Below are 13,287 nucleotides of genomic sequence, written 5' to 3'. Positions count from 1 at the left end.
CTGATGTGCAGCTCCACAAACGGGACGTCGTCGAGGCTGCCACCGCTCTGCTGGACGAGTACGGGATCGCCGATCTGTCGATGCGGCGCCTGGCCCGCGAGCTCGCTGTCTCTCCCGGCGCGCTGTATTGGCACTTCACCGACAAACAACAACTCCTCGGTGCGGTCGCTGACCAGATCCTGCAGCCCGTCGGCATCCCCGCCCCGGAGCCCGGCGGCTGGCGCGCCCATATCGTCGACAGCTGCGGACAACTCCGCGACGCCCTGCTGTCACACACCGACGGTGCCGAACTCGTGTCAGCCAGCTTCGCCGCCGGCCAGTCAGCGGCCATGGGCGAGGTTCTCGCCCGGTTGAGTGCCGCGGCCGCCCATGCCGGTGTCGATTCCTGCCACGCGGAACTGGCCGCACGCACGGTCATCTATTACGTGCTCGGCTTCACCGCCGACGAGCAGTCGCGAATGCAATGGGACGCTGCGGGTGCCGCGGTGACACACACCATCTGGGCCGAGAACTCCAGCGCCCGGTTCGCCTTCGGCCTCAGCCTGCTGGTGGACGGGATCGCCGCTCACAGCCGCGCCACCCTGTGACGAACTCCTGGGACGGACTTGGGCCGGACCGGCTCAGCTGATCGGGTGCACGACCTTGGCGGTGCCATCCCAGTGCCGCAAGCCCGTCAGGCGGCCACGGATGTCACGGCCGAGTCGGGGCAGCGCCAGGGCAGTCGGCAGTTGATCGGGCGCAATTCGTCGCGCGAGGGTGACGTGCGGCGTCCAGTTTCCGGGCTCAACATGCGGCAGCGGAATGTCCAGCATGTGCGGTAGGCAGATCCGGTGCACCTGGGCTTGCAGGGCAAGCAGTTGCGCCGACGGCACCACCAGGCGCACCAGGATCCGGCCGCCGAACAGCATCGGCGCCCCGATCAGGCAGTCCAGCGGCAGCTGTGTCAACGCCGGGCGCAACGCGACCGTCGCGGCCTCGGCCAGTCGTCCGGCCGCGGTGAGCGTGACGTGCGGGCGATTGCTCGCCGACCGGTGGCTGGCCTGACTGGGCAACCCCTCGGCCGAAAGGTCGTCCCAGATGCGTCGTAGGGCGGCTTCTGTTTCCGTATCGAACAGCAACTCGACGGAGTCGACCATCAGCCGACCAGGCTCTCGACCCACGATCGGTCGAAGGCTTGCGCGGCGATCAACTCGAATTCCGGCGCGGTCGACGAGCCGAGACCCGCGGGCAACTCCGCGCGCACCGGCCCCAGCAGCGCCAATGCCTCGCGATTTCCTACCTCGGCCGCCCCTGGCTCGGCAGGCCATGCGCCGATCACCAGACCGGCGCTGCCGACCCGCTTGGTGGCCAGCGCCTCCAGCGTCAAGGCGGTGTGGTTGAGCGTGCCCAACCCCGGGGCGACTACGGTCAGCACCGGGGCGCCGAGGTCTCCGGCGAGGTCCCGCAGTGTCACTCCGGCGTCGCCGATCTCGACCAGCAGCCCGCCGGCCCCCTCCACAAGGGTGAGCATGCCCGGTCGATCCACCCCAGCCACCATGTCGACCAACGCTGCCCTGCCCGGCAGCGCCGATCCCACCCGCTGAGCGGCTGCCAGCGGGGCCAGGGACTCGGGAAATGCTGCCAGCGAATGCACGTCGGCGATGCCGGCCAGCCGGGCCACTTCAGCGAGGTCGTCCTCGCCATCCCGGATCCCGGTCTGGACCGGCTTGCATACCGCGACTTCGACGCCGGCCAATCTCGCGTTGCAGGCCAGGGCCGCGGTGGCAATGGTCTTACCGACACCGGTGCCGGTTCCGGTGACGAACAGAACGCTCACTTCGGCGACAGCACGTCGCAGAGCACGGCGCGCGCCAGCGCCATGTCCTCGGCGGTCAACGACGCGCGTGCTGTCAACCGCAGCCGTGACGTACCGGCGGGCACCGTGGGCGGCCGGAAGCACCCGACCCGCAGTCCCCGCTGCAAGCATGCGGTGGCGGCGGCCAGGGCAACCTCGGGCTCACCGAGGATCACCGACACCACAGCCGAGTCCGGGACATCGGCGAGGCCACACATCGATGCCAGCGCCGCGGCATGGTGGCGCACCTGCTGTGCCCGCCACGGCTCAGCGGCAAGCACGTGCAGCGCAGCGTGCGCGGCACCGATGGCCGCGGGCGCCACTGCGGTGTCGAAGATGAACGGTCGCGCCGCATCGATCAGGTGGTCGCGGACCGCCGAGGGGCCCAGCACGACACCGCCCTGACTGCCCAGGGCCTTGGACAGCGTGGTCGTCATGACCACGTCCGGCGCACCGGCCAGGCCCATCTCGTGCAGCAGCCCTCGGCCGCCCTCACCGCGCACCCCGAGCCCATGGGCCTCGTCGACGATGAGCAGCGCGCCGTGCCCGCGGCAGACGTCGTGTAGCGCCCGCAAAGGCGCGATCTCCCCGTCGGCCGAGAACACCGAGTCCGTCACCACGACCGCACGGTCCTCGGCCCGTGCGGCCAGCGCCTCCTCGACGGCAGCCACATCGGCATGGGGCGTAACCACGACCCGCGCCCGCGACAAGCGACTCGCATCGACCAGGGAGGCATGGCTGCGCGCATCCGAGACCAGCAGCGAACCGGGCCCGGACAGCGCCGCCACCGCACCCAGGTTGGCGGTATACCCCGATGAGAACACCAGCGCCGAGTCGGCCCCGACGAACTCGGCCAACGCGTCCTCGAAGGCTTCGTGCAACTCGGTGTTGCCGGTGACCAGCCGGGAACCGGTCGAACCTGCTCCCCAGGTGCGGAGTGCGGCGACGCCACCGTCGATGACCGCCGGATGCTGCGACAACCCCAGATAGTCATTGGAGGCCAGGTCCAATTCGGCGCCGACGGCAGGGCGGGCGCGCAACGTACGTCGCAACCCGGCGGTGCGTCGCTGCGCCTTGACCTCATCGAGCCAGGCCAACGGCGCAGGACCGACATGCTGGTGAAGGCCCACCTGTTGGGAAAGATCAGAGCGCATCACGCAGGCTCCTTCCGGCCCGACCCGCACTTGAACACCGTTCAGGTTAGAGCACCTGCCACGCCCACCATCGCCGAGGTGATCTGTTCCACCTCGGCACCGGTGCAGATGTAGGGCGGCATCGCGTAGATCAGGTTGCGGAACGGACGCAGCCACACCCCGCGCTCGACGGCCGCAGGTGTGGCGATCCGCAGGTCGACCGGACGGTCCAGTTCGATCACCCCGATGGCACCCAGGACACGGACGTCCACGACGTTGGCCAGGTTTCTGGCCGGTGCCAGCCCTTCGGCCAAGCCGGCTTCGATCGCACACACCTGCGAGCGCCAGTCTCCGGAAGCCAGTAACTCCACCGATGCCACGCTCACTGCGCAGGCCAGCGGGTTGGCCATGAACGTGGGACCGTGCATGAGCGCACCCGGAGCGTTGTTGCTGATGGTGCTCGCGATGTCGCGCGTGCACAGCGTCGCCGCCAGCGTGAGGTACCCGCCGGTCAGTGCTTTACCAACACACATGATGTCGGGACAGACGCCGGCATGGTCGGCGGCGAACATGGCACCGGTGCGACCGAACCCGGTTGCGATCTCATCGAAGATCAGCAGCACTCCGTGCTCGTCACACGCCTCTCGCAGATCGACCAGATAGCGCGGATCGTGGAAGCGCATACCGCCTGCTCCCTGCACCACCGGCTCGACGATCACCGCCGCGAGCTCCTCGGCGTGCTCGGCGAGCTGCCGCCTGAAGGACGCGCTGTAACCGGGGTCGTAGGCCGACGGCACCGGCGGAGCGAACACCTGATCGGCCAGCAGGGAGTTCTGACCTGCCCATAACTCGTGCATGCCTCCCTGCGGATCGCACACGCTCATCGGGGTGAACGTGTCGCCGTGATAGCCGCCCTGCCACGTCATCAACCGGCGCTTGCCGCCGCGGCCGGTGCTGCGCCAGTACTGCAGCGCCATCTTGACCGCGACCTCGACCGACACCGATCCGGAGTCGCTGAAGAACACCGTCTCCAGGCCCTCAGGTGTCACCTCGACCAGGAGCTTTGCCAGCCGGGCTGCCGGCTCGTGGGTGAGCCCGCCGAACATGACGTGGTTCATCGTTGCCAGTTGCCCGGTGATCGCGGCGTCCAGGACCGGGTGGGCGTGCCCGTGGACCGCGGTCCACCAGGAGGACATCGCGTCCAGTGCCTCGACCCTGCGGCCCTGGTGAATGAGGGTCAGCCAGGCGCCGCGCGCACCCACCGCCACGACCGGGGCAAACGCGTCGACCCCGATGGGGCTGTACGGATGCCAGATGTGAGCGGCGTCCACAGCGCTGATCTCGGCGGGCGTCAATGCAGGCACCTTCGGTAGATTAGCCGTCGACCATGATGACCCTTGCCCCTGCCCGGCCGGCTTACCGCCCCGATCCGGGCCCACCTCCGCGTGCTGTGACGCCTCGCGTCAGCACGCGCTCGTCGGGGTTCTACCGCCATGACCTGGACGGACTCCGGGGTATCGCGATCGCCCTGGTGGCGGTGTTCCACGTCTGGTTCGGCCGAGTGTCCGGCGGCGTCGACGTCTTCCTGGTGCTGTCCGGCTTCTTTTTCGGCGGACGCCTGCTGCGCGGCGCACTGACGCCCGGAGCCGCGCTGCGGCCGCGACCCGAGGTCACCCGACTGATCCGCCGGTTGCTGCCTGCCCTGGTGGTCGTGCTGGCCGCCTCGGCGGTACTGACGATCCTGATCCAACCCGAGACCCGCTGGGAGGTCTTCGCCGACCAAAGTCTGGCAAGCCTGGGGTACTACCAGAACTGGGAACTCGCCGGCACCGCGTCGGACTACCTGCGGGCCGGGGAGGGGGTCAGTCCGCTGCAGCACATCTGGTCGATGTCAGTTCAGGGCCAGTTCTACATTGCCTTCCTGATCTTGATCCTGTTGTTCGCGTTCCTCTTCCGGCGATTGCTCGGAAGGCACATGCGGGTGGCATTCGTGGTGCTGCTGAGCGCACTGACGATTGCCTCGTTCGTGTACGCGATCATCGCGCACAACGCCGACCAGGCCACCGCCTACTACAACAGCTTCGCGCGGGCATGGGAACTGCTGCTGGGCGCATTGGTGGGTGCGCTCGTCCCCTCCCTGCGCTTGCCGATGTGGTTGCGCACCGTTCTGGCCGTGGTCGCGTTGGCCGCGATCCTGTCCTGCGGCGCGCTGATCGACGGGGTGAACGAGTTTCCCGGCCCGTGGGCGTTGGTCCCGGTGGGTGCCACACTGCTGTTCATTCTGTCGGCCGCCAACCGGTACGCCGATCCCCACACCCGGGGCCAGATGCCCGCACCAAACCGGTTACTGGCATCCGCCCCGTTCCTGGCGCTGGGGGCCATGGCGTATTCGCTGTACCTGTGGCACTGGCCCCTACTGATCTTCTACCTCGCCTACACCGGCAACCGAAACGTCAACTTCATCGAGGGCGCAGCCGTGCTGCTGGTTTCAGGTCTGCTGGCCTGGCTGACGACCCGGTACGTCGAAGAGCCACTGCGGGCTCGCCACTCGCCGGGGGCAGCTGTCACCAATGTCCTTGGTGGCTCTGCGGCCACACTGCGCAGCCGGTTGCGCCGGCCGACGATCGTGCTGGGATCGACCGTCGCACTGCTCGGGGTGGCGCTGACCGCGACGTCGTTCACCTGGCGCGAGCACGTGACGGTACTACGCGCGAACGGCAAAGAGCTCTCCGGACTATCGACGACCGACTATCCGGGCGCGCGGGCACTGTTGAGCGACGCCAGGGTGCCCAAGCTGCCGATGCGCCCAACAGTGCACGAGGCCAAGAAGGACGTCCCGCAATCCACCCTCGATCGCTGCATCAGCGATTTCAGAACCGTCAACGTGATCAACTGCACCTACGGCGACCCATCGGCCACCCGCACCATCGCGCTGGCCGGCGGTTCGCACGCCGAGCACTGGATCACTGCGCTGGACACACTGGGCCGGCAGCATGACTTCAAAGTCGTGACCTACCTGAAGATGGGCTGCCCGCTGACAACGGTGAAGGCGCCGCGGGTGATGGGTAACAACAGCAAGTATTCCGAGTGCCGGGAATGGAACAAGCGGGTCATGCCCAGACTCATCGCCGACCGCCCCGACTATGTCTTCACCACCTCTACCCGCCCGTGGAACATCAAACCCGGGGATGTGATGCCCGCCGGCTACCTCGGCATCTGGCAGGAATTGTCCGACAACGATATTCCGGTCTTGGCGATGCGGGACACGCCGTGGCTGGTGCGCGACGGGAAGCCCCACTTCCCCACCGACTGCCTGGCCGGAGGCGATGACGCCGAATCCTGCGGGGTCGAAAGATCCAAGGTGCTGTCGGATCGCAACCCGACACTGGACTACGTAGCGAAGTTCCCGCTACTCAATCCGCTCGACATGAGCGATGCTGTGTGTCGGGCCGATCACTGCCGGGTCGTGGAGGGAAACGTGTTGATATATCACGACTCTCACCACATCTCACGCACCTACATGCGCACGATGACCGATGAACTGGGCCGTCAGATCGCCGCCATCACGGGCTGGTGGTAACGCTGATGCCATCCCCCGGGCCGGCGCCGGTACCCACCGTCTGGCCGGGGACCGCATACCCCCTCGGCGCCACCTACGACGGTGCCGGCACCAACTTTTCGCTGTTCTCCGAGGTGGCCGACCGGGTCGAACTGTGCCTGATCGGCAAAGATGGTGGCGAGCATCGCGTCGAACTCGAGGAAGTCGACGGCTATGTCTGGCACTGCTACCTACCTACGGTGACCCCCGGCCAACGGTACGGCTTCCGGGTACACGGCCCCTGGAGTCCGTCGTCGGGGCACCGTTGCGATCCGAGCAAACTGCTGCTCGACCCGTACGGGAAGTCGTTTCACGGCGCGTTCGACTTCTCCCAGGCCCTGTACTCCTACGATCTGGAGGCCGAGGATCTGGTCAGCGGCGGCGAGCCGCCACAGATCGACTCGCTCGGCCGAACCATGACCAGCGTAGTGATCAACCCGTTCTTTCAATGGGGTTCAGATCGCGCCCCCCGCACGCCGTATCACGAGACGGTCATCTACGAGGCCCACGTCAAGGGCATGACACAGACGCACCCCGACATACCCGAGGAGTTGCGCGGCACCTACGCGGGCCTCGCGCACCCCGCGATCATCGAGCATCTCACCTCACTGAACGTCACCGCGGTTGAGTTGATGCCGGTACATCAATTCCTTCACGACCACCGGCTCCTGCAGCTGGATCTGCGGAATTACTGGGGCTACAACACATTCGGCTTCTTCGCACCGCATCAGGACTACGCGGCGACCAAGAATGCCGGCGGCGCCGTCGCCGAGTTCAAGACCATGGTGCGCGCTTTTCATGAAGCCGGCATCGAGGTGATCCTCGATGTGGTCTACAACCACACCGCCGAGGGCAACCATCTCGGCCCGACGATCAATTTCCGCGGCATCGACAACGCCGCCTATTACCGACTGCTCGACGGCGACAACCGGTACTACAAGGACTTCACGGGCACCGGAAACAGCCTCAACGCCCGCCACCCACACACGCTGCAGCTGATCATGGATTCGCTGCGCTACTGGGTGCTCGAGATGCACGTCGACGGGTTCCGGTTTGATCTGGCGGCCACGTTGGCGCGCGAATTCTACGACGTGGACCGGTTATCCGCGTTCTTCGACCTGGTCCAGCAGGACCCGGTCATCAGCCAGGTGAAGCTGATCGCAGAACCGTGGGACATCGGCGAGGGCGGCTACCAGGTCGGTAACTTTCCCGGTTTGTGGACGGAGTGGAACGGCAAATATCGCGACACCGTGCGTGACTACTGGCGCGGAGAACCCGCGACGCTGAGCGAGTTCGCGTCCCGGCTCACCGGGTCCTCAGACCTGTACGAGGCGACGGGACGTCGGCCCAGCGCCAGCATCAACTTCGTCACGTGCCACGACGGCTTTCCACTCAACGACCTATTCAGCTACAACGAGAAGCACAACGAGGCCAACGGCGAGGATAATCGCGACGGCGAGAGCCACAACCGGTCGTGGAACTGCGGCGCGGAGGGGCCGAGCGACGACCCGCAGATCATATCGCTGCGCAGCAAGCAGATGCGCAACGTGATTGCCACCCTGATGTTGTCGCAGGGCACTCCGATGATTTCGCACGGCGACGAGTTCGGCCGCACCCAGCGCGGCAACAACAATGTCTATTGTCAGGACAACGAGCTGTCCTGGATGGACTGGTCACTGGCCCAGACCAATGGCGAATTGCTGGATTTCACCCGAAAAATGGCGAAGTTTCGCACCCGGCATCCGGTCTTCCAGCGCAGGCGATTCTTCGAGGGCAAGCCGATTCGCAGCGGTGACCAGATCCGCGACATCGCTTGGTTGACAACGTCGGGCAGCGAGATGGACGACCAGGACTGGGAAGCCGAACTCGGGCAGTGTGTCGCAGTTTTCCTCAACGGCCAGGCCATCTCTGCCCCCGACCAGCGCGGCGAACGGGTGATCGACGACTCCTTTCTGTTGTGCTTCAACGCCCGAGACGAGATACAGGACTTCGTGGCGCCGGCGGGCGAGTACGCACAGCGGTGGACTGCCGAACTGGACACCGCCGACCCGACAGGTAGCACCGACTTGGTCGTGGCTGCCGGCGAGAAGATCTCGCTGCAGCCGCGGTCGGTCCTCGTGTTGTGTAAGAACGCCTGACCCATGCGCGTGCTGTCGACGTACCGGCTACAACTGCGGGGGCCTGCCAGTGGCGCGGCGTTCACGTTCGCCGATGCCGAGAAACTGATCGACTACTTCGCCGAACTCGGTGTCTCACACCTGTACCTGTCCCCCATCCTCACTGCCGGCGAGGGCTCCAGCCACGGCTACGACGTGACCGACCCCACCACGGTGTCCGCCGAACTCGGCGGACCCGACGGCTTCCGGCGCCTCGCCGAGGCGGCGCGAGATCGGAATATCGGCCTCATCGTCGACATCGTGCCCAACCATGTCGGGGTCGACGTGCCTCGGCAGAACCGGTGGTGGTGGGACGTGCTGACCCACGGCAGGCACTCGGCCTACGCTTCCTACTTCGATATCGACTGGAACGCCGACCCAGACGGCCGAATCGTAGTGCCCGTTCTGGGTTCTGACGATGATGTGACCGACCTCGTCGTCCACACCAGAGGCGGCCAGGGAGCCCGCGGCGCAGGCGAGGAGAAGGTCCTCCGACTCGGCGACCTCGAGTTTCCGGTCGATCCGGATACCGGCGGTGAACCGGGACTCTCCGGCAGCGAAGTCCACCGTCGGCAGCACTACAAGCTGACCGGTTGGCGCAACGGAACCTGCGGCTATCGGCGGTTCTTCTCGATCACCTCGCTGGCCGGCCTGCGCCAGGAGGACCGCGCCGTGTTCGACGCCGCTCACACCGAAGTGGGTCGATGGTTCGCAGAGCGCCTGGTCGACGGGATCCGCATCGACCACCCGGATGGGTTATTCTCTCCCACCGGTTATCTGGCCTGGTTGCGGGAACTCGCCGGACCGGACGCGTGGATCGTCATCGAGAAGATTCTCGCCGTCGATGAGCCGCTGGACCCCAGTCTCCCGGTGGCCGGTACCACCGGATACGACGCACTGCGCGAGATCGGTGGACTCTTCGTCGACCCCGCCGGTGTCAACGCACTCACCGGGCTTGTCGAATCGGCCGGGCTGAATTACTCGGCGCAGCCCGCGACGGCGCGTGAACTCAAAGTACAGGCCGTCACCGAGACGCTGGCCAGTGAGTTGCGGCGGCTGTGCCGGGCGGTGGCCGCAGCTACCGGTCGCGACCATGAGCGTCTGCCGCGCGCGGTCGCCGCCCTGGTGAGCCATATCGGCGTCTACCGTTCGGACTACCTGACGCTGACATCCGTTCTGCCCGTCGCTATCTCCGAAACCGCAGCCGAGGACACCGCACTGGCCGATCCGCTCGCAATTCTCACGGCAGCGCTGAGCACGGATGCCGAGGTGGGCGCACGGCTGCACCAGCTGTGCGGTGCCGCCACCGCCAAGGCGATGGAGGACTGCCTTTTCTACCGGGACGCGCGTCTGGTGTCACTCAACGAGGTCGGAGGTGAGCCCGGCCAGTTCGGGGTCACTGCCGCCGAATTCCACCAGCGGGCTTCCGACCGAGCGTTTCTTTGGCCGCGCACCATGACCACGTTGACCACCCACGACACCAAGCGGGGCGAGGACGTCCGCGCGCGCATCGGAGTACTCTCGCAGGTCCCGTCCCTGTGGGTCGAACTCGTGCAACGTTGGGAGATCACCTCCCCGTCGCCGGATCCGCTCACCGGACTGTTTCTGTGGCAGAACATCTTCGGCGTGTGGCCCGCCGACGGCACGGTGAGCACCGAACTGCGCGGCCGCCTGCACGGCTACACCGAAAAGGCGATCCGCGAGGCCGCTGTGCACACCACGTGGAACGATCCCGCACCGGAGTTCGAGGCGGCGGTGCACAACTGGCTGGACTCGGTACTGGACGGCCCGGTCGCGGTCGAGTTGACCGAGGCCGCAGCCAGACTGGACCAACATGCCAAGGCCGACGCACTGGGCCAGAAGCTCATCGCGCTGACCGCCCCCGGAATTCCCGACGTCTATCAGGGCACCGAGCTCTGGGAGGACAGCCTGGTCGATCCGGACAATCGACGTCCGGTCGACTACACGGTGCGGCGAGCTCAGCTGGCTGCTGTCTCGAATCCAGCGGCACACCCCAAACTGCGGGTGGTGCACGCCGCGCTGCGGCTGCGACGCCAGCGGCCCGACACGTTCCTGGCCGGCGGATATCAGGCCGTGCCGGCCGACGGCACCGCCGCCGAGCATATCGTTGCTTTCCTGCGCGGCGACGATGTGCTGGTCGCTGTCAGCCGGTGGACCGTTGGGTTGGCTGACCACGGTTGGGGTGACACCACTCTCACGTTGCCGGCCGGGGCCTGGACTGACGTGCTCACCGAGGCCACCTTCAGCGGCCAGGTTCCCGCCGGCGAGCTGTTCGCTGAAATGCCCGTCGCCTTGCTGGCCCGTGCCGATGCCTGAGCACGAATTCGCAGTCTGGGCGCCACGACCCGCCCTTGTCCGTCTGGACCTCGACGGTGTGCTGCACTCGATGACCCGTAGCGATGACGCCTGGTGGCGCGCGACCGTCGAGGCCGCACCGGACGCGCGATACGGGTTCGTACTCGACGACGACCCCACAGTGTTGCCCGACCCCCGCTCGGTGCGTCAACCCGAAGGAGTGCACGAGCGCTCCCAGCTGTGGCGTCCGGGAACCGGCGCCTGGAGCGACGTGGATTGGCAAGGCCGGTCGGTTGCGGGCACTGTGATCTACGAGCTTCACGTCGGGACATTCACCGGCGGAGGGACATTCGACTCCGCAATCGCAAAGCTGGACTATCTGGCCGACCTCGGCATCGATTTTGTCGAGTTGATGCCGGTAAACGCGTTCAGTGGCCCCCGCGGGTGGGGCTATGACGGCGTGCTCTGGTATGCGGCGCACGAACCATACGGTGGTCCGGACGGACTTGTCCGCCTCGTCGATGCCTGCCACGCCCGCGGTCTCGGCGTACTCATCGACACGGTGTTCAACCATCTCGGACCCTCAGGCAACTATCTGCCCAAGTTCGGGCCATATCTGTCAGCCGGAAGCAACCCGTGGGGCGAGTCGATCAACATCGCCGATGCCGGGGCCGACCAGGTGCGGCGCTACATTCTGGACTGTGCGCTTGGCTGGATGCGCGACTTCCACGTGGACGGCCTCCGCCTGGACGCCGTCCACGCGCTGGTCGATACCACCGCCCACCACATTCTCGAGGAGCTGGCCGCCGAAACTGACTCTCTGGCAGCCGAACTCGGGCGGCCACTGTCCCTCATCGCGGAAAGCGACCTCAACGATCCTGCGCTCATCACTCCACGAGACCGCGGGGGCCTCGGTATGACCGCACAGTGGGACGACGACATCCACCACGCCATCCACGCCGCGGTGTCCGGAGAACGCCAGGGTTATTACTGCGATTTCGGCACTCTCGAGACACTGGCGCAGACCTTGCGGCACGGGTACTTCCACGCGGGTACCTATTCGTCGTTCCGGCAACGCCGCCACGGTCGCCCTTTGGACACCGCCAAGATCCCGGCGACCAGCCTGCTGGCCTACACGCTGACCCATGATCAGGTGGGAAACCGGGCGATCGGCGATCGTCCCTCGCAAAACCTGACCACCGGCCAGCTTGCGATCAAAGCCGCGCTCGTGTTGGGATCACCCTATACAGCAATGCTTTTCATGGGTGAGGAATGGGGAGCATCATCTCCGTTCCAGTTCTTCAGTTCCCATCCGGAACCGGAACTGGCCCGGGCCACGTCCGAGGGCCGCAAGCGCGAGTTCGCCGAGCACGGATGGGACACCGACGAGATCCCAGACCCACAGGATCCCGCCACCTTCGAGCGCTCGAAGCTGAACTGGGACGAGGTCGACGACGGAGACCACCGCCGGTTGCATGGCTTCTACCGGCGCCTGATCGCCCTGCGCCGCGGCGAAATCGACTTCGGCGATCCATGGCTGGATCACCTGCGGATCGACTTCGACGAAACTCAGAGATGGCTGGTCATGCATCGCGGCAACCTCGCGATCGCCTGCAACCTCGGTACCGACACCGTGGACGTCCCCGTCACCGGGGAGGTGCTGCTGGCCTGGGGTGAACCCACGGTGGGCGGTGACTCGACGCTGCTGAGTGGGCATTGCGTCGCTGTGCTGCGTGGTGTCGTGGTGCTGCGTTGTGCCGCGGCGCTGGATCCAGGACTCACCCCCGCGGACGCCGGGCGGCGGCCTCGACTCGGGCGAACACAGCGGTGAGCGCCACCAGCACCACCAACGGTGCCAGCAGCCACAGCCAGCGCTGCGCCCACCAGGCCTGGTCCGGCTCGGCCAACAGCGTCGCGCCGGTTCGCTCGTAGGCCCACACCACGGCCAGATATGCGGTCATGTGCCAGAGGAACACCGTCAGCGCCACCGCGTTGAGCACGACTACGGGTTTCCACAGCACCTGCCACCGCAGCAGCCGCTGTGCGGCCGGGGTCACGGTGATCAGCAGCCCCAGCTGGAACACCGCTAGAGCAGCAATGGCGGCGTTGGTGGGCAGGATGTTCGACTCCACCGCGCCGACGGTGGCCACCATGGAGCGGGGGTAGCCGGCGAGCAGGGTCACACCCAGCAGGCCGGCCAAACCGGCCACGGCGACCAGCACCCGCTGTCGCAGCGGCCGCTGCCCGAGT

The 13,287-nt window shown here is 66.7% G+C and carries 9 protein-coding genes and 1 pseudogene; 5 read left to right on the top strand and 5 right to left on the bottom strand.

Features of this window, described 5'->3' with window-relative positions:
- The first annotated feature begins 5 nt into the window (after positions 1–5).
- A complete protein-coding gene (locus tag ACPGXI_RS03465) occupies positions 6–587 on the top strand; it encodes a TetR/AcrR family transcriptional regulator (RefSeq protein ID WP_526649835.1) in 582 nt (193 codons plus the stop codon).
- A gap of 33 nt (positions 588–620) precedes the next feature.
- Here the strand turns inward: ACPGXI_RS03465 and ACPGXI_RS03460 are convergent, their stop codons facing one another.
- From ACPGXI_RS03460 to bioA, 4 genes are read right to left on the bottom strand one after another with little or no spacing between them, the layout of a single operon-like run.
- The gene (locus ACPGXI_RS03460) at positions 621–1,136 is read right to left on the bottom strand and encodes a 2'-5' RNA ligase family protein (protein ID WP_526649833.1); all 516 of its coding nucleotides are present in this window, start codon (positions 1,134–1,136) and stop codon (positions 621–623) included.
- A complete protein-coding gene (gene bioD / locus ACPGXI_RS03455) occupies positions 1,136–1,816 on the bottom strand; it encodes a dethiobiotin synthase (protein WP_526649831.1) in 681 nt (226 codons plus the stop codon). Before bioD ends, ACPGXI_RS03460 begins: the two co-directional genes overlap by 1 nt.
- Positions 1,813–2,988 (bottom strand): 8-amino-7-oxononanoate synthase, encoded by a 1,176-nt coding sequence (bioF, locus tag ACPGXI_RS03450; RefSeq protein WP_526649985.1) that lies wholly within the window; start codon positions 2,986–2,988, stop codon positions 1,813–1,815. The genes bioD and bioF overlap by 4 nt, the downstream gene beginning before the upstream one ends.
- A 41-nt stretch (positions 2,989–3,029) precedes the next feature.
- Positions 3,030–4,331, bottom strand: coding sequence for an adenosylmethionine--8-amino-7-oxononanoate transaminase (gene bioA, locus ACPGXI_RS03445; RefSeq protein ID WP_526649829.1), 1,302 nt, complete (start codon positions 4,329–4,331; stop codon positions 3,030–3,032).
- A 23-nt stretch (positions 4,332–4,354) separates the two neighbouring features.
- Here bioA and sucT point away from each other — a divergent pair, with 23 nt between their 5' ends.
- Genes sucT through treZ form a run of 4 tightly spaced genes read left to right on the top strand, consistent with a single transcriptional unit; the run spans position 4,355 to position 12,868 of the window.
- Entirely contained in the window at positions 4,355–6,547 is a 2,193-nt protein-coding gene (gene sucT / locus ACPGXI_RS03440) for an acetyltransferase SucT (protein WP_526649827.1), read from the top strand.
- A 5-nt stretch (positions 6,548–6,552) separates the two neighbouring features.
- Positions 6,553–8,703 carry a glycogen debranching protein GlgX gene (gene glgX, locus ACPGXI_RS03435; protein ID WP_526649825.1) on the top strand — a complete coding sequence of 717 codons (2,151 nt, stop codon included), beginning with the start codon at positions 6,553–6,555 and terminating at the stop codon, positions 8,701–8,703.
- Positions 8,704–8,706: 3 nt separating this feature from the next.
- The gene (gene treY, locus ACPGXI_RS03430; RefSeq protein ID WP_526649823.1) at positions 8,707–11,058 is read left to right on the top strand and encodes a malto-oligosyltrehalose synthase; all 2,352 of its coding nucleotides are present in this window, start codon (positions 8,707–8,709) and stop codon (positions 11,056–11,058) included.
- A complete protein-coding gene (treZ, locus tag ACPGXI_RS03425; protein ID WP_526649821.1) occupies positions 11,051–12,868 on the top strand; it encodes a malto-oligosyltrehalose trehalohydrolase in 1,818 nt (605 codons plus the stop codon). Before treY ends, treZ begins: the two co-directional genes overlap by 8 nt.
- Here the strand turns inward: treZ and ACPGXI_RS03420 are convergent.
- Positions 12,816–13,287 (bottom strand): annotated as a pseudogene (locus ACPGXI_RS03420) (hypothetical protein); the annotation flags it as partial. The gene treZ and the pseudogene ACPGXI_RS03420 overlap by 53 nt on opposite strands.

The organism is Mycobacterium sp. (genome assembly GCF_049608025.1).
Classification (GTDB): domain Bacteria; phylum Actinomycetota; class Actinomycetes; order Mycobacteriales; family Mycobacteriaceae; genus Mycobacterium.
Note: the sequence above shows the minus strand (reverse complement) of the source record. Positions and strands in the feature narration are given on the sequence as shown.